The sequence below is a fragment of the Actinotalea lenta genome, assembly GCF_030586465.1.
GTDB lineage: Bacteria > Actinomycetota > Actinomycetes > Actinomycetales > Cellulomonadaceae > Actinotalea > Actinotalea lenta.
In genome coordinates, this window is sequence record NZ_JAUQYP010000001.1 from 141,008 (window position 1) to 163,523 (window position 22,516).

Sequence of the window (22,516 nt, forward strand, 5' to 3'; positions counted from 1 at the left end):
TGTGGGGGTGGTGGGGTGGACCTACCGTGCGGCGGTCCGCCCCGGGTCACGCCTGCTCGACCGAACCGCCCGCGGCGACGATCTTCTGTGCGGCCGATGCCGAGACCTTCTGCACGGCGACGCTGAGCTTGACGTTCACGTCACCGGTCCCCAGGACCTTCACCGGCGCACCCTTGCGAACCGCGCCCTTGGCCACCAGGTCCGCCACCGTGACCTCGCCGCCCTCGGGGTACAGCGTGGCGAGCTTGTCCAGGTTGACCACCTGGTACTCGACACGGAACGGGTTGGTGAACCCGCGCAGCTTCGGGAGCCGCATGTGCATCGGCATCTGGCCGCCCTCGAAGCGCTCGGGGACCTGGTACCGCGCCTTGGTGCCCTTGGTGCCGCGACCCGCAGTCTTGCCCTTGGACGCCTCACCGCGACCCACGCGGGTCTTGGCGGTGTGCGAGCCGGGCGCCGGACGCAGGTGGTGCACCTTGAGCATGCCGATGCCGGACTCCGCCGCCGGCTCGGAAGCCTTGGACGCCGAGGCCTTCGCAGCCGGCTTCTTGGTGGCGGGCTTCTTGGCGGCAGCCTCCGCAACGGGCTCGTCGCCGGCGGCCTTCGGCGCAGCGGGCTCGTCCGCAGCGGCCTTCCGCGCGGCGGGCTTCTTCGCCGCGGGCTTCTTGGCAGCCGGCTTCTCGGTCGTCGCCGGCTTGTCCGCAGCAGCCTTGGCGGTGCTGCGGCGCGCCGGCGCCTTCTTCTCCGGGGTCTGCTCCTCGGCGGCCTGGGCCGCCTCGTCCTTGTCAGCCATGGTCAGTCGACCTCCTCGACGGTGACGAGGTGCGTCACCGTAGTGACCATGCCGCGGATCTCCGGACGGTCCTCCTTGACGACGATGTCGCCGATGCGCTTGAGGCCGAGGCTCCGCAGCGTGTCACGCTGGTTCTGCTTGCCGCCGATGGCGGACTTGGTCTGGGTCACCTTGAGACGCGGCATCATGCACCAGCCTTCGCCTCGAGCCCGGCGGCCTTCGCACGAAGCATCGCCGCCGGGGCCACGTGGTCCAGCGGCAGACCGCGGCGCGCGGCCACGGCCTCCGGCTCCTCGAGCGAGCGCAGGGCCTCCACGGTGGCGTGCACGATGTTGATCGCGTTGGACGACCCCATCGACTTGCTGAGCACGTCGTGGATCCCGGCGCACTCGAGCACGGCGCGGACGGGGCCACCCGCGATCACACCGGTACCGGGCGACGCGGGGCGCAGGAACACGACGCCTGCGGCGGCCTCGCCGGTGATCGGGTGCGGGATCGTGCCCTGGATGCGCGGCACGCGGAAGAAGCTCTTCTTGGCCTCCTCCACGCCCTTGGCGATCGCCGAGGGCACCTCCTTGGCCTTGCCGTAGCCGACACCCACGGTCCCGTCACCGTCGCCCACGACGACGAGCGCCGTGAAGCTGAAGCGCCGGCCGCCCTTGACGACCTTGGACACGCGGTTGATCGTGACGACGCGCTCGACGAAGGCGCTCTTCTCGGCCTGGTCGCGGCGGTTGTCGCGACGGTCGCCGCCGCGCTCGCGACGGTCGCCGCCGGACTGTGCGCCGGCGTTGCTGCGCTGCGGTGCAGCCATCAGTGCTTCCTCTGCTTCCGAACGGTCTCGAACATCACAGGGCCAGACCACCCTCCCGGGCTCCCTCGGCCACCGCGGCGACCCGGCCGTGGTACTTGTTGCCACCACGGTCGAAGACCACGGCGCTGATCCCGGCGGCCTTGGCCCGCTCCGCGACCAGCTCGCCGACCCGGCGGGCCTTGGCCGTCTTGTCGCCGTCCAGCGCGCGCAGGTCGGCCTCCAGCGTGGAGGCCGACGCCAACGTATGACCGAGGGCGTCGTCGACGACCTGGACGACCATGTGCCGGCTGGACCGGGTGACCACGAGTCGCGGCCGCGCGGCGGTGCCGACGACCTTCTTGCGCAGCCGCTGGTGACGGCGTGCGCGGGCAATGGCCTTGCCCTTGCCACGAACGGTGATAGCCACGACTACTTCCCAGCCTTTCCGGCCTTGCGACGGACCTGCTCGCCCGCGTACCGCACGCCCTTGCCCTTGTACGGCTCGGGCTTGCGGATCTTGCGGATGTTCGCGGCGGTCTCGCCGACCTGCTGCTTGTCGATGCCGCTGACCGAGAACTTGGTCGGCGACTCGACCGTGAACGTGATGCCCTCGGGGGCCGCGACGACCACCGGGTGGCTGAACCCGAGCGCGAACTCCAGGTCGCTGCCCTTCGCCGTCACGCGGTACCCGGTGCCGACGATCTCGAGGCGCTTGGTGTAGCCCTCGGTCACGCCGGTGACCAGGTTCGCCAGCAGCGTTCGGGTCAGGCCGTGCAGCGAGCGCGACATGCGCTCGTCGTCCGGCCGGGTCACCACGAGGGTGCCCTCGTTCTGGGCGACCTTGATGGGCGCCGGGACGGTGTGGCTCAGGGTGCCCCTGGGCCCCTTCACCGTCACCGTGGCACCGTCGATCGCGACGTCCACGCCGGTCGGAACCGGGACCGGGACCTTGCCGATTCGAGACATGGGCTGGCTCCTCTCCTGGTTCTCAGATCACCAGACGTAGGCGAGGACTTCCCCACCCACGCCCTTCGTGGCGGCCTGCCGGTCGGTGAGCAGCCCGGACGACGTGGACAGGATCGCCACGCCCAGGCCGCCCAGCACGCGCGGCAGATTGGTCGACTTGGCATACACGCGCAGTCCGGGCTTCGACACCCGGCGCACGCCCGCGAGCGAACGCTCGCGGCTCGGGCCGTACTTCAGGCTGATGGTGAGCGTCTTGCCCACCGGCGCGTCCGCCACGCTCCAGCCGGCGATGTACCCCTCGGCCTTGAGGATCTCCGCGATGTTCCCCTTCAGCTTGGAGTAGGGCATCGACACGGAGTCGTGGTACGCCGAGTTCGCGTTACGCAGACGTGTGAGCATGTCTGCGATCGGGTCGGTCATGGTCATCGGGCTCGTGCCCTTCCTCGCCGCGGTATCCCCCCAGGGACCAACGGCGTCGTTGTTACCAGCTGCTCTTGGTGACGCCGGGCAGCTCGCCGCGGTGCGCCATCTCGCGCACACAGATGCGGCAGAGCCCGAACTTGCGGTACACGGCGCGCGGACGACCGCAACGCTGGCACCTGCTGTAGGAGCGGACGCCGAACTTCTGCTTGCCGGCCGCCTTGTTGATGAGCGCAGTCTTGGCCATCTCAGTCCTCCTTGAAGGGGAAGCCCAGCCTGCGCAGCAGCGAGCGGCCCTCGTCGTCGGTGGTCGCCGAGGTGACGACGGTGATGTCCATCCCGCGCACCCGGTCGGTCTTGTCGGGGTCGATCTCGTGGAACATCAGCTGCTCGTTCAGGCCGAACGTGTAGTTCCCGCGGCCGTCGAACTGCTTGGCCGACAGTCCCCGGAAGTCCCGGATCCGGGGCAGCGCGAGCGAGATCAACCGGTCGCAGAACTCCCACATCCGGTCGCCACGCAGCGTGACGTGCGCACCGATCGGCATGCCCTCGCGCAGCTTGAACTGGGCGATCGACTTTCGGGCCTTGGTCACCTGGGGCTTCTGGCCCGTGATCGCCGCGAGGTCGCGCACGGCCCCGTCGATGAGCTTGGAGTCCTTGGCGGCCTCCCCCACACCCATGTTGACCACGATCTTGACGAGCGTGGGGGTCTGGTTGACGTTGGCGTACCCGAACTCCTCGCGCAGCGCCGGAGCGATCTCGCCGGAGTAGCGGGCCTTGAGCCGGGGAGCCGGAGCGGTGTCGGTCGTGGTGCTCATCAGATGTCCTTACCGGAGCGCTTGGCGACGCGGACCCGCACGGTCCGCATGCGACCGTCGCGCTCGATCTCCTCGGTGCGGTACCCGACCCGGGTGCCCTTCTTCGTCTCCGGGTCGACCACCATGACGTTGCTGACGTGGACCGGTGCCTCGACGGTCTCGATGCCCCCGGTCTGCGTGCCGCGGTTGGACTGACCGGCCTTGACGTGCCTGGTCACCCGCTGCACGCCCTCGACGACCACGCGGTCGCTGTCCGTGAGGACCTCGAGCACCCGCCCGGTCTTGCCCTTGTCGCGGCCGGCGATGACGACGACCTGGTCGCCCTTCTTGATCTTCGCCATGGTCAGAGCACCTCCGGCGCCAGCGAGATGATCTTCATGAACTTCTTGTCGCGCAGCTCTCGGCCCACCGGGCCGAAGATGCGGGTGCCGCGCGGCTCACCGTCGTTCCGAAGGATCACTGCGGCGTTCTCGTCGAACTTGATGTACGAGCCGTCCGGCCGGCGGCGCTCCTTGGTGGTGCGCACGACCACGGCCTTGACCACGTCGCCCCGCTTGACGTTGCCGCCGGGGATCGCGTCCTTGACCGTCGCGACGATCACGTCGCCGATACCGGCGTAGCGGCGGCCCGAGCCGCCGAGCACACGGATGCAGAGGATCTGCTTGGCACCCGTGTTGTCGGCGACCTTGAGTCGCGACTCCTGCTGGATCATTGCTTCTGCTCCTGTTGTCTGCCGGTTCTCGCCGCGTGGGCCGCGAGCCTTGCCGAACGGATGGGGTGGGCTACTTGGCCTTCTCGATGATCTCCACCACGCGCCAGCGCTTGGTCGCCGACAGCGGGCGGGTCTCCATGATCAGGACGAGGTCGCCCGACCCGGCCGCGTTGGCCTCGTCGTGCGCCTTCACCTTGCTGGTCCGGCGCATGACCTTGCCGTAGAGCGGGTGCTTGACCCGGTCCTCGACCTCGACCACGACCGTCTTGTCCATCTTGTCGCTGACCACGTAGCCCCGCCGCGTCTTGCGGTACGGGCGGTGCTCAGCGGCCACCTTCTCTGCGCTCATCGTTGACCTCTCGCTCACTGCGCGCTCGAGCCGGGCGCGGTGCGGATGCCGAGCTCGCGCTCGCGCAGGATCGTGTAGATCCGCGCGATGTCGCGCCGGACGGCCTTGAGGCGCCCGTGGCTCTCCAGCTGGCCGGTGGCCGACTGGAACCGGAGGTTGAACAGCTCCTCCTTGGCCTTCTTCAGCTCCGCGACGAGGGTGTCCTCGTCCATGGCGTCCAGCTCCGAGGGAGCCAGCGCCTTCGTCCCGATTGCCATCAGTTGCCACCACCCTCGCGGACCACGAACCGGCACTTCATCGGGAGCTTGTGCATCGCGCGGCGCATCGCCTCGCGTGCCAGGGGCTCCGGGACACCGGCCAGCTCGAACATGACACGGCCCGGCTTGACGTTCGCGACCCACCACTCGGGCGAGCCCTTGCCGGAACCCATCCGGGTCTCCGCCGGCTTCTTGGTCAGCGGCCGGTCGGGGTAGATGTTGATCCAGACCTTCCCGCCACGCTTGACGTGACGGGTCATCGCGATACGAGCAGCCTCGATCTGGCGGTTCGTGACGTAGGCCGGCTCGAGCGCCTGGATGCCGAAGTCGCCGAACGCGATCGTGGTGCCACCCTTGGCCATGCCGGAGCGCTTCGGGTGGTGCTGCTTGCGGTGCTTGAGCCTGCGTGGGATCAGCATGACTCAGGCCTCCGTTCCGGACTCGGTGGACGCCGGAGCGTCGGCCGCGGGCGCCTGCTCGGCCGGTGCCGAGGCGGCGGCCGGGGCCTCACGGCGCGGACGGCGGTCGCCACGGTCTCCGCGCGGGCCGCGCGAGCGGGGTGCCGCGGAGGCCTGCTCGCGCGCGAACTCGCGCTCGGTCATGTCGCCCTTGTAGATCCAGACCTTCACGCCGATCTGGCCGAAGGTGGTCTTGGCCTCGTAGAGACCGAAGTCGATGTTCGCGCGCAGGGTGTGCAGCGGCACCCGCCCCTCGCGGTAGAACTCCGACCGGCTCATCTCGGCGCCGCCCAGGCGGCCCGAGCACTGCACCCGGACGCCCTTGGCGCCGGCGCGCTGCGCGGACTGCATTCCCTTGCGCATGGCGCGACGGAACGAGACGCGGCTGGCGAGCTGCTCCGCGATGCCCTGGGCGACCAGCTGCGCCTCGAGCTCGGCGTTCTTGACCTCGAGGATGTTCAGCTGGACCTGCTTGCCGGTGAGCTTCTCCAGCTCACCGCGGATCCGGTCCGCCTCGGCGCCGCGGCGGCCGATGACGATGCCGGGGCGCGCGGTGTGGATGTCGACGCGGACCCGGTCGCGGGTGCGCTCGATCTCCACCTTCGCGATGCCGGCACGCTCGAGACCCGTGCCCATCAGCTTGCGGATCGCGACGTCCTCACGGACGTAGTCGCGGTACCTCTGCCCCGGACGGGTGCTGTCGGCGAACCAGCGCGACCGGTGGTCGGTGGTGATGCCGAGGCGGTACCCGTGCGGGTTGACCTTCTGTCCCACTATCGGGTCCTCTCCTTCGTCGGGGCCGGCGCGACGACCACCGTGATGTGGCTCGTGCGCTTGAGGATGCGGGTGGCACGTCCCTGGGCCCGCGGGCGGAACCGCTTGAGCGACGGTCCCTCGTCCACGAACGCCTCGGAGACCACGAGCGACGAGGCGTCGAACGCCTCGCCCGCGCGGTCCGCCTTGACCCGGGCGTTCGCGATGGCCGACTCGACCACCTTGCGCACCGTCTCACCCGCGGCCTGCGGGGCGAACCGCAGCGTCGCCACGGCCTCCTCGGCCTGCTTGCCACGGATGAGGTCCACGACGCGCCGGGCCTTCATGGGCGTGACACGGACGAACCGCGCCTGCGCCTTGGCTTCCATTGCTGTCCTGCTTTCTTCGTCGTCGATCGCGGGCCGTCAGCGACGGCGGCCCTTGCGGTCGTCCTTCTCGTGGCCGCGGAAGGTCCGCGTCGGGGCGAACTCGCCGAGCTTGTGGCCGACCATCGACTCGGTGACGAACACCGGGACGTGCTTGCGGCCGTCGTGCACGGCGAAGGTGTGACCCAGGAAGTCGGGGGTGATCATCGACCGGCGAGACCAGGTCTTGATGACCGTCTTGGAGCCCTTCTCGTTCTGAACGTCCACCTTCTTCTGCAGGTGGTCGTCGACGAAGGGGCCCTTCTTGAGGCTGCGCGGCATCAGTGGACTCCTCAGCGCTTCTTGCCGGTGCGACGGCGACGGACGATGAGCTTGTCGCTCTCCTTGTGCGGGTGGCGCGTGCGACCCTCGGGCTGGCCCCACGGGCTGACCGGGTGCCGGCCGCCGGAGGTCCTGCCCTCACCACCACCGTGCGGGTGGTCCACCGGGTTCATGACGACACCGCGGACGGTCGGGCGCTTGCCCTTCCACCGCATGCGGCCGGCCTTGCCCCAGCTGATGTTGGACTGCTCGGCGTTGCCGACCTCACCGACCGTGGCACGGCACCGGGCGTCGACGTTGCGGATCTCCCCGGAGGGCATCCGCAGCTGCGCGTACGGCCCGTCCTTGGCGACGAGCTGCACGCTCGCGCCCGCGGACCGGGCGATCTTCGCGCCGCCACCGGGCTTGAGCTCGATGGCGTGCACGACGGTGCCCGTGGGGATGTTGCGCAGCGGCAGGTTGTTGCCCGGCTTGATGTCGGCACCCGGGCCGTTCTCCACCGTGTCGCCCTGCGACAGCCGGCTCGGCGCGAGGATGTAGCGCTTCTCGCCGTCGGCGTAGTGCAGGAGCGCGATCCGGGCGGTCCGGTTCGGGTCGTACTCGATGTGCGCGACCTTGGCCGGCACGCCGTCCTTGTCGTGACGACGGAAGTCGATCACCCGGTAGGCGCGCTTGTGGCCACCGCCCTGGTGCCGGACGGTGATCCGGCCCGAGCTGTTGCGACCGCCGTTCTTCGGCAGCGGGCGAACCAGCGACTTCTCCGGGGTCGAGCGGGTGATCTCGGCGAAGTCGGCGACGCTGGAGCCGCGGCGACCCGGTGTCGTCGGCTTGTACTTGCGGATTCCCATGCTTGCGTCCTTGATCTGTGCAGGCCCGGCCTCAGCCGACCGGTCCGCCGAAGATGTCGATGGTGCCCTCGCGCAGGGTGACGACCGCACGCTTGGTGTCCTTGCGCTTGCCGAGCCCGTTGCGGGTGCGGCGCACCTTGCCCTTGCGGTTGATCGTGTTGACCGAGGCGACCTTCACGCCGAACACCTGCTCCACGGCGATCTTGATCTCGGTCTTGTTGGCCTGCGGGTCGACCAGGAAGGTGTACTTCCCCTCGTCGAGCAGGCCGTAGCTCTTCTCGGAGACCACCGGCGCGACGAGCACGTCGCGGGGGTCCTTGTTCAGCGCGGTCACTTGCTCTCCTCCGCCTCGAGCTCGGCGGCCTCGGTGGACGTCGCCACGGCCTTGGCACCACGCCCGGTGGGCCGGGTCAAGAAGGCCTCGAGCGCCGCGCTGGTGAACACGACGTCGTCGCTGACCAGCACGTCGTACGTGTTGAGCTGGTCAGCCGTGAGCAGGTGCACCCGGCCGACGTTGCGCAGCGACTTCCACGACGCCTCGTCGGCGCGGTCCAGGACCACGAGGACGTTGCGGCGCGGGGTCAGCGTGTCCAGCACCGCCAGTGCGTCCTTGGTCGAGGGCGTGTCCTGCACGAACCCGGCGACCACGTGCACGCGCCCGGCGCGCGCCCGGTCGGACAGCGCCCCGCGCAGCGCAGCGGCCTTCATCTTCTTGGGCGTGCGCTGGCTGTAGTCGCGCGGCTGCGGCCCGTGCACCGTGCCACCACCGGCGAACTGCGGCGCGCGGGTCGAGCCCTGGCGCGCCCGTCCGGTGCCCTTCTGGCGGTACGGCTTCTTGCCACCACCGGACACCATGCCGCGGGTCTTCGTCGCGTGCGTACCCTGCCGGGCCGCCGCGAGCTGGGCCACCACGACCTGGTGGATCAGCGGGACGTTGGTCTGGACGTCGAAGACGTCGGCCGGGAGCTCGGCGGTCCCGGACTTCTTGCCCGTGGCGTCCGTGACGTCGACGGTCAGCGTGGTCATCTCACGCCCCCTTCGCAGCGGTGCGCACCAGCACGAGCCCGCCCTTGGGGCCGGGGACGGCGCCCTTGACGAGCACCAGGCCCTTCTCGGCGTCGACGGCGTGCACGGTGAGGTTCTGGGTGGTCTGGCGCACGTGGCCCATCCGGCCGGCCATCCGCAGGCCCTTGAAGACCCGCGACGGCGTCGACGCGCCACCGATCGAGCCGGGCTTGCGGTGGTTGCGGTGCGCGCCGTGCGAGGCGCCGACGCCGGAGAAGCCGTGACGCTTCATCACACCGGCGGTGCCCTTGCCCTTGGTGGTGCCGACGACGTCGACCACCTGACCGGCGCTGAACGCCTCGGCGGTCAGCTCCTGGCCGGCGGTGTACTGCTCGGCGTCCGGGGTGCGCACCTCGACGAGGTGCCGGCGCGGCGTCACGCCGGCCTTCTCGAAGTGGCCCTTGAGCGGCTGCGAGACCTTGCGCGGGTCGATCGCGCCGTAGCCGAGCTGCACGGCCGCATAGCCGTCGGTCTGTGCGTCGCGCACCTGCGTGACGACGTTGGTCCCGACCTGGACGACCGTGACCGGCACGAGCCGGCCGGCCTCGTCCCAGACCTGGGTCATGCCGAGCTTCGTGCCCAGCAGCGCCGTGATCGGCGTGGTGGAAGTCGTGGTCATCGTGATCTCCCGCTCAGAGCTTGATCTCGATGTTCACGTCCGCCGGCAGGTCGAGACGCATGAGCGAGTCGACGGCCTTCGGCGTGGGATCGATGATGTCGATGAGGCGCTTGTGGGTGCGCATCTCGAAGTGCTCGCGGCTGTCCTTGTACTTGTGCGGCGACCGGATGACGCAGAACACGTTCTTCTCCGTCGGCAGCGGCACCGGGCCCACGACCGTCGCGCCGGCACGGGTCACGGTGTCGACGATCTTGCGCGCCGAGCTGTCGATGACCTCGTGGTCGTAGGACTTGAGCCGGATGCGGATCTTCTGTCCCGCCATGGCGTCGTCTGACTCTCTCTCTCGTACCGCTGGAACCCGACCCCCGCACTCGGGCGTGTCGCTCCGGGCGACGCACCTCTGCGCTGCGCACCACCGGTGCGAGGTCGTTGGATGCTGAGCGAGCCGGTGCACCCGCACGAGGCGGGGCTCCATGGCCCACAAGCTGTGTCCCGGGCCGCGCTCCGCGCCCTGCTCCGGATCCTTCCCGGGCAGTTCGCGGCGCACCCGGCGCCGGGCAACCTGAACAGTGTGCCAGACACCGACCGCTTCTGACCAATCCGCGTCCGCACCCGTCCTGGACGGGCGCCGGTCCCGGACCGGCCGCCAGCGGTCAGCGCCGGCGGACGGCAGAGCGAGGGCCCGGGCTCACCGCCCGGGCCCTCGCCCGGCTCACTTGAGGATCTTGGTGACTCGACCCGAGCCGACGGTCCGGCCACCCTCACGGATGGCGAAGCCGAGGCCCTCCTCCATGGCGATCGGCTGGATGAGCTCGACCGTCATCTCGGTGTTGTCGCCGGGCATGACCATCTCGGTGCCCTCGGGCAGCGTGATGACGCCGGTGACGTCGGTCGTCCGGAAGTAGAACTGCGGACGGTAGTTCGAGTAGAACGGGTTGTGCCGGCCGCCCTCGTCCTTGGCCAGGACGTAGACCTGGGCCTCGAAGTTGGTGTGCGGGGTGATGGTGCCCGGCTTGGCGACGACCTGACCGCGCTCCACCTCCTCGCGCTTGATGCCGCGCAGCAGCAGCCCGCAGTTCTCGCCGGCCCACGCCTCGTCCATCGACTTGTGGAACATCTCGATGCCGGTGACCGTGGTCTTCTGCGGCTCGCGGATGCCGAGGATCTCGACCTCCGAGTTGATCGGAAGCTTCCCGCGGTCGACCTTGCCGGTGACCACGGTGCCGCGGCCGGTGATGGTGAAGACGTCCTCGATCGGCATGAGGAACGGCTTGTCCATGTCGCGGACCGGGTCCGGGATGGAGTTGTCGACCGCGTCGAGCAGCTCCTCGACGGACTTGGTCCACTCCGGGTCGCCCTCGAGCGCCTTGAGGCCGGACACCCGGATCACGGGGGCGTTGTCACCGTCGAAGCCCTGCGAGGACAGCAGCTCGCGGACCTCCATCTCGACGAGCTCGAGGATCTCCTCGTCGTCGACCATGTCGGCCTTGTTCAGCGCGACCAGCAGGTAGGGCACGCCCACCTGGCGGGCGAGCAGCACGTGCTCACGCGTCTGGGCCATGGGGCCGTCGGTCGCCGCGACCACGAGGATCGCGCCGTCCATCTGCGCCGCACCGGTGATCATGTTCTTGATGTAGTCGGCGTGACCGGGCGCGTCGACGTGCGCGTAGTGCCGCTTGTCGGTCTCGTACTCGACGTGCGCGATGTTGATCGTGATACCGCGCTGCTTCTCCTCCGGCGCCTTGTCGATCTCGTCGAACGGCGTGAAGGGGTTCAGGTCCGGGTACTTGTCGTGCAGCACCTTCGAGATCGCAGCGGTCAACGTCGTCTTGCCGTGGTCGACGTGACCGATGGTCCCGATGTTCACGTGCGGCTTGGTCCGCTCGAACTTGGCCTTCGCCACTGTTGTCCTCCTCGGACTGGGTAGTTGTGCCGAACGGTGCAGGTGCCCTTCGACGCCTGCGGGGCGTTGCGGTCGCTACAGGTTGATGGGTTGGGTGTGATCGACCTGTGGGACTACTCGCCCCGGGTCTTCTTGATGATCTCCTCCGCGACGTTCCGGGGAACCTCGGCGTAGGAGTCGAACTGCATGGAGTACACCGCGCGACCCTGGGTCTTGGACCGCAGGTCGCCGACGTACCCGAACATCTCCGACAGCGGCACGTGCGCCCGGATGACCTTCACCCCGGTGGCGTCCTCCATCGACTGGATCATGCCGCGCCGGGAGTTGAGGTCCCCGATCACGTCGCCCATGTACTCCTCGGGCGTACGCACCTCGACGGCCATGACCGGCTCCAGCAGCACGGGGTCGGCCCGCTTGACGGCCTCCTTGAGGACCATCGAGCCGGCGATCTTGAACGCCATCTCCGAGGAGTCGACGTCGTGCGACTGGCCGTCGAGCAGGGTGGCCTTGACGCCCACGAGCGGGAAGCCGGCGAGCACGCCGAGCTCCATGGCCGACTGCACGCCCTGGTCCACGCTGGGGATGTACTCGCGCGGCACGCGACCACCGGTCACGGAGTTGACGAACTCGTACATCTCGCCCTCGGCGGAGTCCAGGGGCTCGAAGGTCATCTGCACCTTCGCGTACTGGCCCGACCCACCGGTCTGCTTCTTGTGCGTGTACTCGATCTTCTCGACCGCACGGCGGATGGTCTCGCGGTACGCGACCTGCGGCTTGCCGACGTTCGCCTCGACCTTGAACTCGCGCTTCATGCGGTCGACCAGGATGTCCAGGTGGAGCTCGCCCATGCCGCCGATGACGGTCTGGCCGGTCTCCTCGTCGAGCCGGACCCGGAACGTGGGGTCCTCCTCGGCGAGCTTCTGGATGGCCACGGAGAGCTTCTCCTGGTCACCCTTGGTCTTGGGCTCGATCGCCACGTCGATCACGGGCTCGGGGAACGTCATCGACTCCAGCACGACCTGTGCGCTCGGGTCGCACAGCGTGTCGCCGGTGGTCGTGTCCTTGAGCCCGATGAAGGCGTAGATGTGCCCGGCCGAGGCCTCCTCCACGGGGTTCTCCTTGTTGGAGTGCATCTGGAACATCTTCCCGATGCGCTCCTTCTTCCCCTTGGTGGAGTTGATCACCTGGGTGCCGGAGGCGACCTTGCCGGAGTAGACCCGGACGTAGGTGAGCTTGCCGAAGAACGGGTGCGCAGCGACCTTGAACGCCAGGGCCGAGAACGGCTCCGTGGTCGACGGGCCGCGGTGCATGAGCTCGGCCTCGTCACCCGGCTTGTGACCCTGCACGGCGGGGACGTCCAGCGGGGAGGGCAGGTAGTCGATCACGGCGTCGAGCATGGGCTGCACGCCCTTGTTCTTGAACGCCGAGCCGCACAGGACGGGGTAGATCTCGCCCGCGATCGTCATCTTGCGGATCGCCGCCTTGATCTCGTCCTCGGTGAGCTCCTCGCCACCGAGGTACTTCTCGAGCAGCTCCTCGTCGGACTCCGCGACCGTCTCGATGAGCTGGTGCCGGTACTCGGCAACCTTCTCGACGAGGTCCGCAGGGATCTCCTCGATCGTGTAGTCCTCGCCCTTCTGGACCTCACCGCGCCACGTCAGCGCGCGGTTGTAGATCAGGTCGACGACACCGATGAAGCCGGACTCCGCGCCGATCGGCAGCTGGAGGACCAGCGGCGTGGCCTTCAGGCGGTTCACGATGGTGTCGACGGTGTAGTAGAAGTCCGCGCCGAGCTTGTCCATCTTGTTGACGAAGCAGATCCGCGGGACGTTGTACTTGTCCGCCTGGCGCCACACGGTCTCCGACTGGGGCTCCACGCCCTCCTTGCCGTCGAACACCGCGACCGCACCGTCCAGCACCCGCAGCGAGCGCTCCACCTCGACGGTGAAGTCGACGTGGCCGGGGGTGTCGATGATGTTGATCTGGTTGTTCTGCCAGAAGCACGTCGTCGCGGCGGACGTGATCGTGATGCCGCGCTCCTGCTCCTGCTCCATCCAGTCCATCGTGGCAGCGCCGTCGTGGACCTCGCCGATCTTGTAGTTGATCCCGGTGTAGAACAGGATCCGCTCGGTCGTCGTGGTCTTGCCGGCATCGATGTGCGCCATGATGCCGATGTTGCGGACCTTCGTGAGGTCGGTGAGCACGTCAAGTGCCACGGTGTGGGGCCCTTCCTGGGTCAACCCGCCGGACTTACCAGCGGTAGTGCGCGAACGCCTTGTTCGACTCGGCCATCTTGTGCATGTCCTCGCGGCGCTTGACCGCAGCGCCCAGGCCGTTGGAGGCGTCGAGGATCTCGTTCATGAGCCGCTCGGTCATGGTCTTCTCGCGACGGGCGCGGGAGAAGTCCACCAGCCAGCGCAGCGCGAGCGTGGTCTGCCGGGAGGCGCGAACCTCGACCGGGACCTGGTACGTCGCACCGCCGACTCGGCGGGAGCGGACCTCGAGGGACGGCCGGACGTTGTCCAGCGCACGCTTGAGGATCGTCACCGGGTCCTGACCGGTCTTCTCCCGCGCACCCTCGAGGGCGCCGTACACGGTCGCCTCCGCCACGGACTTCTTGCCGTCCAGCAGCACCTTGTTGATGAGCTGGGTGACGAGCGGCGACCCGTACACCGGGTCGATGATGAGCGGCCGCTTCGGGGCCGGGCCCTTGCGAGGCATCAGCTCTGTCCCTTCTTGGCGCCGTAACGGCTGCGAGCCTGCTGGCGGCCCTTGACACCCTGGGTGTCGAGCGCGCCGCGGATGATCTTGTAGCGGACACCCGGCAGGTCCTTCACACGACCGCCGCGCACCAGCACGATCGAGTGCTCCTGCAGGTTGTGTCCGACACCGGGGATGTAGGCGGTGACCTCGATCCCGCTGGACAGCTTCACGCGGGCCACCTTGCGCAGCGCCGAGTTCGGCTTCTTCGGGGTCGTGGTGTAGACGCGGGTGCACACACCGCGCCGCTGCGGGCTGCCCTTGAGGGCCGGCGTCTTGGACGACGCCTTCTTGGTTGCCCGTCCCTTGCGCACGAGCTGCTGGATCGTGGGCACTACGTCTCCGTCTTCTTGGCTGTCATGACCGGTGGCCCGGCCTGGTCCGAGGATTCCCGGACCTGTGGTCGGCTATACCCGCTCCCTGACCCCCGCACCCGGGCGTGTCGGGCCACCTGAGCGCGGCGCCGTCCACCGGAATTCCGGGGCGGTGGGCCGCGCGGTGGTGGATCGACCACCCGGCACCGTCCCGACGCCCGGTGGATCTGGCGATCCGGTGGCGCCGTGCCGATGCACGCGCGAGGGCCCGACGACGCGGGCACAGGGACTCAAGATACCGGGTGCCCTCAGGACCGTCAAAGCGGGCCGGGCGCGGTCCGTGCCCGCGCACGGCGGAGGGGCCGCACCGGATCCGGTGCGACCCCTCCGCGACGTCAGCGCAGGTCGCCGAAGTCGATGTCCTCGAGCGGGATCGCCTCGCCGCTGCCCATGCCGAGCGGCGGGAAGTCGATCTCGTCGTAGCCGAAGCTCGGGTAGAGCTCCGCCTTGGCCTCCTCGGTGGGCTCCACCTCGACGTTGCGGTACCGGGACAGGCCGGTCCCCGCCGGGATGAGCTTTCCGATGATGACGTTCTCCTTCAGACCCATCAGGGCGTCGCTGCGGCCGCTCATCGCCGCCTCGGTCAGCACCCGGGTCGTCTCCTGGAAGGAGGCGGCCGAGAGCCACGAGTCGGTGGCGAGCGACGCCTTGGTGATGCCCATCAGCTCGGGGCGGCCCGAGGCCGGCTGCCCGCCCTCGGCCACCGCCTTGCGGTTGGCGTCCTCGAACCGGCCGCGCTCGGCCAGCTCGCCGGGGAGCAGGTCGGTGCTGCCGGAGTCCAGCACGGTCACGCGCCGCAGCATCTGCCGCACGATGACCTCGATGTGCTTGTCGTGGATGTCCACACCCTGCGACCGGTAGGTCTCCTGGACCTCGTCCACCAGGTGCTTCTGGGTCGCGCGCGGCCCGAGGATGCGGAGCACCTTCTTGGGGTCCACCGCGCCCTGCACCAGGAGCTGCCCGACCTCGACGTGGTCACCGTCCTCGATCAGCAGCCGGGACCGCTTGGTGAGCGGGTAGGCCACCTCGTCGGTGCCGTCGTCCGGGGTGAGCACGATGCGGCGGGTGCGCTCGTCCTCCTCGATCGCCACCCGACCGGAGTACTCCGCGATGGTGCCCTCACCCTTGGGGGTGCGGGCCTCGAAGAGCTCCTGGACACGCGGCAGACCCTGCGTGATGTCGTCGGCCGAGGCCACCCCACCGGTGTGGAAGGTCCGCATCGTCAGCTGCGTACCCGGCTCGCCGATCGACTGGGCCGCGATGATGCCCACGGCCTCGCCGATGTCGACCAGCTTGCCGGTGGCCAGCGACCGCCCGTAGCACCGCGAGCACGTCCCGACGCGGGACTCGCACGTGAGCACGGACCGCACCTTGACCTCCGTCACGCCCGCGGCGATGGCCGCGTCGATCAGCAGGTCGCCGGCGTCGTCCCCGGCACGGGCCACCACGGTCCCGTCCTCGGCGACCACGTCGCTGGCCAGCGTGCGTGCGTACACGCTCGTCTCGACCTTCTCGTGACGCACCAGGGTGCCGTCGGGCAGCGTGGTCGCGACCGGCAGCACGAGGCCGCGCTCCGTCCCGCAGTCCTCCTCGCGGACGATGACGTCCTGGGACACGTCCACCAGACGACGGGTCAGGTACCCGGAGTCGGCGGTCCGCAGCGCGGTGTCCGCCAGACCCTTCCGCGCGCCGTGCGTCGCGATGAAGTACTCCAGGACCGACAGGCCCTCGCGGTAGTTGGACTTGATCGGGCGGGGCATGATCTCGCCCTTCGGGTTGGCCACCAGGCCACGCATACCGGCGATCTGCCGCACCTGCATCCAGTTGCCTCGGGCGCCCGAGCCGACCATCCGGTACAGCGTGTTGCGCACCGGGAAGTTCGACTGCATCGCCTTGGCGACCTCGTCGGTGGCCTGGGTCCAGATCTCGATGAGCTCCTGCCGACGCTCGTCGTCCGTGATCAGGCCCTTGTCGAACTGGCCCTGGATCTTTGCGGCGCGAGCCTCGTAGTCCTCGAGGATCTGCTGCTTGGTCGGCGGGATCGGCACGTCGGAGATCGCGATGGTCACACCCGAGCGGGTGGCCCAGCGGTAGCCGGCGTCCTTGAGCGCGTCCAGGCTCGCCGCGACCTCGACCTTGGGGTACCGCTCGGCCAGGTCGTTGACGATGCCCGACAGCCGCTTCTTGTCGACGGCCGTGTTGACGTACGGGTAGTCCACGGGCAGCAGCTCGTTGAACAACGCGCGGCCCAGCGTGGTCTTGACCAGCGCCGACTCCCCCGGGGCCCAGTCCTCCGGCAGGCCGAAGTCCTGCTCGCCCGGCACGAGGTCGCTCATCCGCAGCGTGATCTCGGCGTTCAGGTCCAGGGTTCCCTGGTCGAACGCCATCATCGCCTCGGACACCGAGCCGAACGCCCGGCCCTCGCCGGTCGCCTCGGGCCGGTCCGCCGTGAGGTGGAACAGGCCGATGATCATGTCCTGCGAGGGCATGGTCACGGGCCGGCCGTCGGACGGCTTGAGGATGTTGTTGGACGAGAGCATGAGGATGCGAGCCTCGGCCTGCGCCTCGGCGGACAGCGGCAGGTGGACCGCCATCTGGTCGCCGTCGAAGTCCGCGTTGAACGCGCCGCACACCAGCGGGTGCAGGTGGATGGCCTTGCCCTCTACGAGCACCGGCTCGAAGGCCTGGATGCCGAGGCGGTGCAGCGTGGGTGCACGGTTCAGCAGCACCGGGTGCTCGGTGATGACCTCCTCGAGCACGTCCCACACCTGCGGGCGGGCCCGCTCGACCATCCGCTTGGCCGACTTGATGTTCTGCGCGTGGTTGAGGTCCACCAGCCGCTTCATCACGAACGGCTTGAACAGCTCCAGGGCCATCTGCTTGGGCAGGCCGCACTGGTGCAGCTTGAGCTCGGGGCCCACCACGATGACCGAACGGCCCGAGTAGTCCACCCGCTTGCCGAGCAGGTTCTGCCGGAACCGGCCCTGCTTGCCCTTGAGCATGTCGGAGATCGACTTCAGCGGCCGGTTGCCCGGGCCGGTGACCGGGCGCCCGCGGCGACCGTTGTCGAACAGCGCGTCGACGGCCTCCTGGAGCATCCGCTTCTCGTTGTTGACGATGATCTCCGGCGCGCCCAGGTCCAGCAGGCGCTTGAGCCGGTTGTTCCGGTTGATCACGCGGCGGTACAGGTCGTTCAGGTCCGAGGTGGCGAACCGGCCGCCGTCGAGCTGGACCATCGGACGCAGGTCCGGCGGGATGACCGGCACGGCGTCCAGCACCATGGCCTGGGGCGAGTTGGTGGTGGTGAGGAAGGCGTTGACCACCTTGAGGCGCTTGAGGGCGCGGGTCTTGCGCTGGCCCCGGCCGTTGCGGATGACGTCGCGCAGCGACTCGGCCTCGGCCTCCAGGTCGAAGCTCTCCAGGCGCTTCTGGATCGCCGCGGCGCCCATCGAGCCCTTGAAGTAGTTGCCGTAGCGGTCCACCAGCTGGCGGTACAGCAGCTCGTCGCCCTCGAGGTCGGCGACCTTCAGGTTCTTGAAGCGGTCCCACACCTGGTCGACACGGTCCAGCTCGGCGTCGGCACGCTTGCGGATCTGCGCCATCTCGCGCTCGGCCGAGTCGCGCACCTTGCGGCGCGCGTCCGCCTTGGCGCCCTCCGCCTCGAGCTCGGCCAGGTCGGACTCGAGCACCTGGGCACGCGCGTCGATGTCGGCGTCGCGACGCTTGGCGATCTCCTGCTTCTCCAGGTCGATCTCGTTCTGGAGGTTCGGCAGGTCCTCGGTGCGGCCCTCCTCATCGATCTCGGTGATCATGTAGGCCGCGAAGTAGATGACCTTCTCCAGGTCCTTCGGGGCCAGGTCGAGCAGGTAGCCCAGGCGCGAGGGGACGCCCTTGAAGAACCAGATGTGGGTCACCGGGGCGGCGAGCTCGATGTGGCCCATCCGCTCACGGCGGACCTTCGAGCGCGTCACCTCGACGCCGCAGCGCTCGCAGATGATGCCCTTGAAGCGCACCCGCTTGTACTTGCCGCAGTAGCACTCCCAGTCCCGGGTGGGACCGAAGATCTTCTCGCAGAACAGCCCGTCCTTCTCCGGCTTCAGGGTCCGGTAGTTGATGGTCTCGGGCTTCTTGACCTCGCCGTGCGACCACGCGCGGATGTCCTCCGCGGTGGCCAGGCCGATGCGCAGCTCGTCGAAGACGTTGACGTCGAGCAAGGTGTCCTACTTCCTTCGTGTGAAGTTCACGCAGTCTGTGTCCTGCGGTCACGCACGTGACCGCGAAGGGAACCGCCGAGCGGCTCCGACGAGCTCAGATCTCCTCGATGCTCGAGGCGTTCGGACGGCGGGACAGGTCGATGCCCAGCTCCTCGGCCGCCCGGTACACCTCGTCGTCGTTCTCCTTCATGTCGATGGACACACCGTCCGCGGACAGCACCTCGACGTTCAGGCACAGCGACTGCATCTCCTTGAGGAGCACCTTGAAGGACTCCGGGATGCCCGAGTCAGGGATGTTCTCGCCCTTGACGATCGCCTCGTACACCTTGACGCGACCGGGCACGTCGTCGGACTTGATGGTGAGCAGCTCCTGGAGCGTGTAGGCGGCGCCGTACGCCTCCAGGGCCCACACCTCCATCTCGCCGAACCGCTGACCGCCGAACTGCGCCTTACCACCGAGCGGCTGCTGGGTGATCATCGAGTACGGGCCGGTCGAGCGCGCGTGGATCTTGTCGTCGACCAGGTGGTGCAGCTTGAGGATGTACATGTAGCCGATGGCGATCGGGTCCGGGAACGGCTCCCCCGAGCGACCGTCGAACAGCCGCGCCTTGCCCGTGGAGTCCACCAGCCGGTCGCCGTCGCGGTTCGGGTGGGTGGCCCCGAGCAGCCCGGTGAGCACGTCCTCGGGCACGCCGTCGAAGACCGGCGTGGCGACCGGGGTGCCCGGCTCGCTCGACGACGCGACGGCTGGCACCTTCTTGAGCCAGTCCGCGGTCTCCTGCAGCGCCGAGACGTCCCAGCCCTGCTTGGCGATCCAGCCCAGGTGCACCTCGAGGACCTGTCCCACGTTCATCCGGCCCGGCACGCCGAGCGGGTTGAGCACGATGTCGACCGGGGTGCCGTCGGCCAGGAACGGCATGTCCTCGACCGGCAGGATCTTGGAGATGACGCCCTTGTTGCCGTGCCGCCCGGCGAGCTTGTCGCCGTCGGTGATCTTGCGACGCTGAGCGATGTAGACCCGGACCAGCTCGTTGACCCCGGCGGGCAGCTCGTCGCCGTCCTCCCGGTTGAAGGTGCGCACCTCGATGACGGTGCCGGCCTCGCCGTGCGGGACCTTGAGGGACGTGTCGCGCACCTCGCGGGCCTTCTCACCGAAGATCGCGCGCAGCAGGCGCTCCTCCGGGGTCAGCTCGGTCTCGCCCTTGGGGGTGACCTTGCCCACCAGGATGTCGCCCGCGGAGACCTCGGCACCGATGCGCACGATGCCGCGCTCGTCGAGGTCCGCGAGGACCTCCTCGGACACGTTCGGGATGTCCCGCGTGATCTCCTCGGGCCCGAGCTTGGTGTCGCGCGCGTCGACCTCGTGCTCCTCGATGTGGATCGAGGAGAGCACGTCGTCCTGCACCAGGCGCTGGCTCAGGATGATCGCGTCCTCGTAGTTGTAGCCCTCCCACGACATGAACGCGACGAGCAGGTTGCGGCCCAGGGCCAGCTCGCCCTCGTCCGTGGCCGGACCGTCCGCCAGCGCCGAGCCGATCTCGACGCGGTCGCCCTCGTCGACCAGGACCCGCTGGTTGTAGCAGGTGCCCTGGTTGGACCGGCGGAACTTCTGCGCGCGGTAGGTCGAGGTGGTCCCGTCGTCATTGGCGACCGTGATGAGATCGGCCGAGACCTCGGAGACCACGCCGGGCTTGGTCGCCACGATGACGTCACCCGCGTCGACCGCGGCACGCCGCTCCATGCCGGTGCCGACCAGCGGCGCCTCGGAGCGCACCAGCGGCACGGCCTGGCGCTGCATGTTCGCGCCCATGAGCGCACGGTTCGCGTCGTCGTGCTCGAGGAACGGGATCATCGCGGTCGCGACGGACACCATCTGGCGCGGCGAGACGTCCATGTAGTCCACCGCGTGCGGCGGCACGAGCTCGACCTCGCCGCCCTTGACGCGCACCAGCACCGCGTCCTCGACGAACGTGCCGTCGTCGTGCACCTTGGCGTTCGCCTGCGCGATGACGTGCCGGTCCTCGTCGTCGGCCGTGAGGTAGTGCACCTCGTCGGTGACGCGACCGTCGGTGACCTTGCGGTACGGCGTCTCGACGAACCCGAAGGAGTTGATCCGACCGTAGGTGGCCAGCGACCCGATCAGACCGATGTTCGGACCCTCGGGGGTCTCGATCGGGCACATCCGGCCGTAGTGCGACGGGTGGACGTCACGGACGTCCATGCCGGCACGGTCGCGCGACAGACCGCCGGGGCCCAGGGCCGACAGGCGGCGCTTGTGGGTCAGGCCCGCGAGCGGGTTGTTCTGGTCCATGAACTGCGAGAGCTGCGAGGTCCCGAAGAACTCGCGGATGCTCGCCACCACCGGGCGGATGTTGATCAGGGTCTGCGGCGTGATCGCCTCGACGTCCTGGGTGGTCATCCGCTCCCGGACCACGCGCTCCATCCGGGACAGACCCGTGCGGACCTGGTTCTGGATGAGCTCGCCGACCGCGCGGATACGGCGGTTGCCGAAGTGGTCGATGTCGTCGGTCTCGACCCGCACCTCGACCTGCTCGCCGCCGCGCGTGCCGGGCAGGGTGGTCATGTCGACGTGCAGGGCGGCCAGGTACTTGATCGTCGCGACGACGTCGGACACCGACAGGACGGAGTCGGAGAGCGGCGCGTCCTGACCCAGCTTCTTGTTCAGCTTGTAGCGACCGACCTTGGCCAGGTCGTACCGCTTGGCGTTGAAGTAGAAGTTGTCCAGCAGCGCGCGGCCGGCCTCGACCGTCGGCGGCTCACCCGGGCGGATCTTGCGGTAGATGTCCAGCAGCGCCTCGTCCTGGGTCTGGACGTGGTCCTTCTCGAGCGTGTCGAGCACGGCCGGGAAGTCGGCGAACTCCTCGCGGATCTCCGACTCGGTCAGCCCGAGCGCCTTGAGGAACACGGTGACCGACTGCTTGCGCTTGCGGTCCACGCGCACGCCCACGGCGTCACGCTTGTCGATCTCGAACTCGAGCCACGCACCACGGCTCGGGATGATCTTGGCGGTGAAGACGTCCTTGTCGGAGGTCTTGTCCGCGGTGCGCTCGAAATAGACGCCGGGCGAGCGGACCAGCTGGGAGACGACGACGCGCTCCGTGCCGTTGATGATGAACGTGCCGCGCTCCGACATCAGCGGGAACTCGCCCATGAACACCGTCTGGCTCTTGATCTCGCCGGTGGTGTAGTTGACGAACTCCGCGGTGACGAACAGCGGGGCGGCGTAGGTGAAGTCCTTCTCCTTGCACTCCTCGACCGTGTACTTCGGGGGCTCGAAGCGGTGGTCGCGGAACGACAGGGACATGCTGCCGCCGAAGTCCTCGATCGGGGAGATCTCCTCGAAGATCTCCTCCAGGCCGGACGTCTCCGGGACGTCGGTGCGGCCGGCCTCCCGGGCGGCGGCCACCCTGGCCTGCCAGGCTTCGTTGCCGAGCAGCCAGTCGAAGTTCTCGGTCTGCAGACCCAGGAGGTCGGGGACCTCGAGCGGCTCGTGGATCGAGGCGAAGGAGATGCGGCGCGAGGCGGTGCGGTTGTCAGCGGTCGGAGCAACAGGGGTGCGCGAGGCAGCCAAGAGGGGTCCTTCCCGGATCGAGGTGCGGCGCATGGCCCGGCAGGCACGACCCCCCGGCCGCTGAGCCTTCGGCACCGCTCAGGCACGGTGACGGACGCTCGGGTTATACGGGGTC

At 69.0% G+C, this 22,516-nt stretch carries 27 protein-coding genes; all 27 read right to left on the reverse strand.

Annotated features, from left to right (window positions below):
• Positions 1 to 46: 46 nt before the first annotated feature.
• The 27 genes from rplO to rpoB all read right to left on the reverse strand — a co-directional run bounded on the left by rplO (position 47) and on the right by rpoB (position 22,401).
• Complete coding sequence (rplO, locus tag Q6348_RS00670) at positions 47 to 793, reverse strand: 50S ribosomal protein L15 (RefSeq protein ID WP_304599415.1); 747 nt, start codon at positions 791 to 793, stop codon at positions 47 to 49.
• A gap of 2 nt (positions 794 to 795) precedes the next feature.
• The gene (rpmD, locus tag Q6348_RS00675) at positions 796 to 978 is read right to left on the reverse strand and encodes a 50S ribosomal protein L30 (protein ID WP_304599416.1); all 183 of its coding nucleotides are present in this window, start codon (positions 976 to 978) and stop codon (positions 796 to 798) included.
• On the reverse strand, positions 978 to 1,607 hold the full coding sequence (gene rpsE, locus Q6348_RS00680; protein ID WP_304599417.1) for a 30S ribosomal protein S5: 630 nt from the start codon (positions 1,605 to 1,607) through the stop codon (positions 978 to 980). The genes rpmD and rpsE overlap by 1 nt, the downstream gene beginning before the upstream one ends.
• Before the next feature lie 34 nt (positions 1,608 to 1,641).
• Positions 1,642 to 2,013 carry a 50S ribosomal protein L18 gene (gene rplR, locus Q6348_RS00685; RefSeq protein WP_304599418.1) on the reverse strand — a complete coding sequence of 124 codons (372 nt, stop codon included), beginning with the start codon at positions 2,011 to 2,013 and terminating at the stop codon, positions 1,642 to 1,644.
• A 2-nt stretch (positions 2,014 to 2,015) separates the two neighbouring features.
• Positions 2,016 to 2,552 (reverse strand): 50S ribosomal protein L6, encoded by a 537-nt coding sequence (gene rplF, locus Q6348_RS00690; protein ID WP_304599419.1) that lies wholly within the window; start codon positions 2,550 to 2,552, stop codon positions 2,016 to 2,018.
• 27 nt (positions 2,553 to 2,579) lie between these two features.
• Positions 2,580 to 2,978 (reverse strand): 30S ribosomal protein S8, encoded by a 399-nt coding sequence (gene rpsH / locus Q6348_RS00695; RefSeq protein ID WP_304599420.1) that lies wholly within the window; start codon positions 2,976 to 2,978, stop codon positions 2,580 to 2,582.
• A 55-nt stretch (positions 2,979 to 3,033) separates the two neighbouring features.
• Positions 3,034 to 3,219: a type Z 30S ribosomal protein S14 gene (locus Q6348_RS00700; RefSeq protein ID WP_304599422.1), complete on the reverse strand. Its 186-nt coding sequence runs from the start codon at positions 3,217 to 3,219 to the stop codon at positions 3,034 to 3,036.
• A gap of 1 nt (position 3,220) precedes the next feature.
• Positions 3,221 to 3,790 (reverse strand): 50S ribosomal protein L5, encoded by a 570-nt coding sequence (gene rplE / locus Q6348_RS00705; protein WP_304599423.1) that lies wholly within the window; start codon positions 3,788 to 3,790, stop codon positions 3,221 to 3,223.
• Positions 3,790 to 4,131 carry a 50S ribosomal protein L24 gene (rplX, locus tag Q6348_RS00710; protein WP_304599424.1) on the reverse strand — a complete coding sequence of 114 codons (342 nt, stop codon included), beginning with the start codon at positions 4,129 to 4,131 and terminating at the stop codon, positions 3,790 to 3,792. Before rplX ends, rplE begins: the two co-directional genes overlap by 1 nt.
• A 2-nt stretch (positions 4,132 to 4,133) precedes the next feature.
• Positions 4,134 to 4,502 carry a 50S ribosomal protein L14 gene (gene rplN, locus Q6348_RS00715; RefSeq protein WP_304599425.1) on the reverse strand — a complete coding sequence of 123 codons (369 nt, stop codon included), beginning with the start codon at positions 4,500 to 4,502 and terminating at the stop codon, positions 4,134 to 4,136.
• 70 nt (positions 4,503 to 4,572) lie between these two features.
• Positions 4,573 to 4,851, reverse strand: a complete 279-nt coding sequence (gene rpsQ / locus Q6348_RS00720) for a 30S ribosomal protein S17 (protein ID WP_304599426.1) — start codon at positions 4,849 to 4,851, stop codon at positions 4,573 to 4,575.
• 14 nt (positions 4,852 to 4,865) lie between these two features.
• The gene (rpmC, locus tag Q6348_RS00725) at positions 4,866 to 5,108 is read right to left on the reverse strand and encodes a 50S ribosomal protein L29 (protein WP_304599427.1); all 243 of its coding nucleotides are present in this window, start codon (positions 5,106 to 5,108) and stop codon (positions 4,866 to 4,868) included.
• Entirely contained in the window at positions 5,108 to 5,527 is a 420-nt protein-coding gene (gene rplP / locus Q6348_RS00730; RefSeq protein WP_304599428.1) for a 50S ribosomal protein L16, read from the reverse strand. The genes rpmC and rplP overlap by 1 nt, the downstream gene beginning before the upstream one ends.
• A 3-nt stretch (positions 5,528 to 5,530) precedes the next feature.
• Positions 5,531 to 6,340 (reverse strand): 30S ribosomal protein S3, encoded by an 810-nt coding sequence (gene rpsC, locus Q6348_RS00735; protein ID WP_304599429.1) that lies wholly within the window; start codon positions 6,338 to 6,340, stop codon positions 5,531 to 5,533.
• Positions 6,340 to 6,708 carry a 50S ribosomal protein L22 gene (gene rplV, locus Q6348_RS00740; protein WP_304599430.1) on the reverse strand — a complete coding sequence of 123 codons (369 nt, stop codon included), beginning with the start codon at positions 6,706 to 6,708 and terminating at the stop codon, positions 6,340 to 6,342. The genes rpsC and rplV overlap by 1 nt, the downstream gene beginning before the upstream one ends.
• A 36-nt stretch (positions 6,709 to 6,744) precedes the next feature.
• The gene (gene rpsS / locus Q6348_RS00745) at positions 6,745 to 7,026 is read right to left on the reverse strand and encodes a 30S ribosomal protein S19 (RefSeq protein WP_304599431.1); all 282 of its coding nucleotides are present in this window, start codon (positions 7,024 to 7,026) and stop codon (positions 6,745 to 6,747) included.
• A gap of 11 nt (positions 7,027 to 7,037) precedes the next feature.
• Complete coding sequence (gene rplB, locus Q6348_RS00750) at positions 7,038 to 7,874, reverse strand: 50S ribosomal protein L2 (RefSeq protein ID WP_304599432.1); 837 nt, start codon at positions 7,872 to 7,874, stop codon at positions 7,038 to 7,040.
• Between the two features lie 31 nt (positions 7,875 to 7,905).
• On the reverse strand, positions 7,906 to 8,208 hold the full coding sequence (gene rplW, locus Q6348_RS00755; protein WP_304599433.1) for a 50S ribosomal protein L23: 303 nt from the start codon (positions 8,206 to 8,208) through the stop codon (positions 7,906 to 7,908).
• Entirely contained in the window at positions 8,205 to 8,900 is a 696-nt protein-coding gene (gene rplD, locus Q6348_RS00760; RefSeq protein WP_304599434.1) for a 50S ribosomal protein L4, read from the reverse strand. The genes rplW and rplD overlap by 4 nt, the downstream gene beginning before the upstream one ends.
• A gap of 1 nt (position 8,901) precedes the next feature.
• Positions 8,902 to 9,558: a 50S ribosomal protein L3 gene (gene rplC / locus Q6348_RS00765; RefSeq protein WP_304599435.1), complete on the reverse strand. Its 657-nt coding sequence runs from the start codon at positions 9,556 to 9,558 to the stop codon at positions 8,902 to 8,904.
• A gap of 13 nt (positions 9,559 to 9,571) precedes the next feature.
• Complete coding sequence (gene rpsJ, locus Q6348_RS00770) at positions 9,572 to 9,880, reverse strand: 30S ribosomal protein S10 (protein WP_012867945.1); 309 nt, start codon at positions 9,878 to 9,880, stop codon at positions 9,572 to 9,574.
• A 390-nt stretch (positions 9,881 to 10,270) separates the two neighbouring features.
• Positions 10,271 to 11,461, reverse strand: a complete 1,191-nt coding sequence (gene tuf / locus Q6348_RS00775; RefSeq protein WP_304599436.1) for an elongation factor Tu — start codon at positions 11,459 to 11,461, stop codon at positions 10,271 to 10,273.
• Between the two features lie 113 nt (positions 11,462 to 11,574).
• Positions 11,575 to 13,677, reverse strand: coding sequence for an elongation factor G (gene fusA, locus Q6348_RS00780; protein WP_304599437.1), 2,103 nt, complete (start codon positions 13,675 to 13,677; stop codon positions 11,575 to 11,577).
• A 34-nt stretch (positions 13,678 to 13,711) separates the two neighbouring features.
• Positions 13,712 to 14,182: a 30S ribosomal protein S7 gene (rpsG, locus tag Q6348_RS00785; protein WP_304599438.1), complete on the reverse strand. Its 471-nt coding sequence runs from the start codon at positions 14,180 to 14,182 to the stop codon at positions 13,712 to 13,714.
• Positions 14,182 to 14,556, reverse strand: a complete 375-nt coding sequence (rpsL, locus tag Q6348_RS00790) for a 30S ribosomal protein S12 (RefSeq protein ID WP_304599439.1) — start codon at positions 14,554 to 14,556, stop codon at positions 14,182 to 14,184. Before rpsL ends, rpsG begins: the two co-directional genes overlap by 1 nt.
• 374 nt (positions 14,557 to 14,930) lie before the next feature.
• On the reverse strand, positions 14,931 to 18,809 hold the full coding sequence (locus Q6348_RS00795) for a DNA-directed RNA polymerase subunit beta' (protein ID WP_304599440.1): 3,879 nt from the start codon (positions 18,807 to 18,809) through the stop codon (positions 14,931 to 14,933).
• 94 nt (positions 18,810 to 18,903) lie between these two features.
• Positions 18,904 to 22,401 carry a DNA-directed RNA polymerase subunit beta gene (gene rpoB / locus Q6348_RS00800; protein ID WP_304599441.1) on the reverse strand — a complete coding sequence of 1,166 codons (3,498 nt, stop codon included), beginning with the start codon at positions 22,399 to 22,401 and terminating at the stop codon, positions 18,904 to 18,906.
• Between the last annotated feature and the right edge of the window lie 115 nt (positions 22,402 to 22,516).

What these genes read in the sequence shown, in the direction of transcription:
- rpmC (WP_304599427.1), bottom strand. Translation starts at nt 5,108, where the DNA reads ATGGCAATCGGGACGAAGGCGCTGGCTCCCTCGGAGCTGGACGCCATG.
- rpsG (WP_304599438.1), bottom strand. Translation starts at nt 14,182, where the DNA reads ATGCCTCGCAAGGGCCCGGCCCCGAAGCGGCCGCTCATCATCGACCCG.
- rpsE (WP_304599417.1), bottom strand. Translation starts at nt 1,607, where the DNA reads ATGGCTGCACCGCAGCGCAGCAACGCCGGCGCACAGTCCGGCGGCGAC.
- rplD (WP_304599434.1), bottom strand. Translation starts at nt 8,900, where the DNA reads ATGACCACGCTGACCGTCGACGTCACGGACGCCACGGGCAAGAAGTCC.
- rplX (WP_304599424.1), bottom strand. Translation starts at nt 4,131, where the DNA reads ATGGCGAAGATCAAGAAGGGCGACCAGGTCGTCGTCATCGCCGGCCGC.
- Q6348_RS00700 (WP_304599422.1), bottom strand. Translation starts at nt 3,219, where the DNA reads ATGGCCAAGACTGCGCTCATCAACAAGGCGGCCGGCAAGCAGAAGTTC.
- rplN (WP_304599425.1), bottom strand. Translation starts at nt 4,502, where the DNA reads ATGATCCAGCAGGAGTCGCGACTCAAGGTCGCCGACAACACGGGTGCC.
- rpmD (WP_304599416.1), bottom strand. Translation starts at nt 978, where the DNA reads ATGCCGCGTCTCAAGGTGACCCAGACCAAGTCCGCCATCGGCGGCAAG.
- rplV (WP_304599430.1), bottom strand. Translation starts at nt 6,708, where the DNA reads ATGGAAGCCAAGGCGCAGGCGCGGTTCGTCCGTGTCACGCCCATGAAG.
- rplO (WP_304599415.1), bottom strand. Translation starts at nt 793, where the DNA reads ATGGCTGACAAGGACGAGGCGGCCCAGGCCGCCGAGGAGCAGACCCCG.
- rpsJ (WP_012867945.1), bottom strand. Translation starts at nt 9,880, where the DNA reads ATGGCGGGACAGAAGATCCGCATCCGGCTCAAGTCCTACGACCACGAG.
- rplC (WP_304599435.1), bottom strand. Translation starts at nt 9,558, where the DNA reads ATGACCACGACTTCCACCACGCCGATCACGGCGCTGCTGGGCACGAAG.
- rplE (WP_304599423.1), bottom strand. Translation starts at nt 3,790, where the DNA reads ATGAGCACCACGACCGACACCGCTCCGGCTCCCCGGCTCAAGGCCCGC.
- rplB (WP_304599432.1), bottom strand. Translation starts at nt 7,874, where the DNA reads ATGGGAATCCGCAAGTACAAGCCGACGACACCGGGTCGCCGCGGCTCC.
- rpsQ (WP_304599426.1), bottom strand. Translation starts at nt 4,851, where the DNA reads ATGAGCGCAGAGAAGGTGGCCGCTGAGCACCGCCCGTACCGCAAGACG.
- rpsS (WP_304599431.1), bottom strand. Translation starts at nt 7,026, where the DNA reads ATGCCGCGCAGCCTCAAGAAGGGCCCCTTCGTCGACGACCACCTGCAG.
- rplF (WP_304599419.1), bottom strand. Translation starts at nt 2,552, where the DNA reads ATGTCTCGAATCGGCAAGGTCCCGGTCCCGGTTCCGACCGGCGTGGAC.
- rpsH (WP_304599420.1), bottom strand. Translation starts at nt 2,978, where the DNA reads ATGACCATGACCGACCCGATCGCAGACATGCTCACACGTCTGCGTAAC.
- rplP (WP_304599428.1), bottom strand. Translation starts at nt 5,527, where the DNA reads ATGCTGATCCCACGCAGGCTCAAGCACCGCAAGCAGCACCACCCGAAG.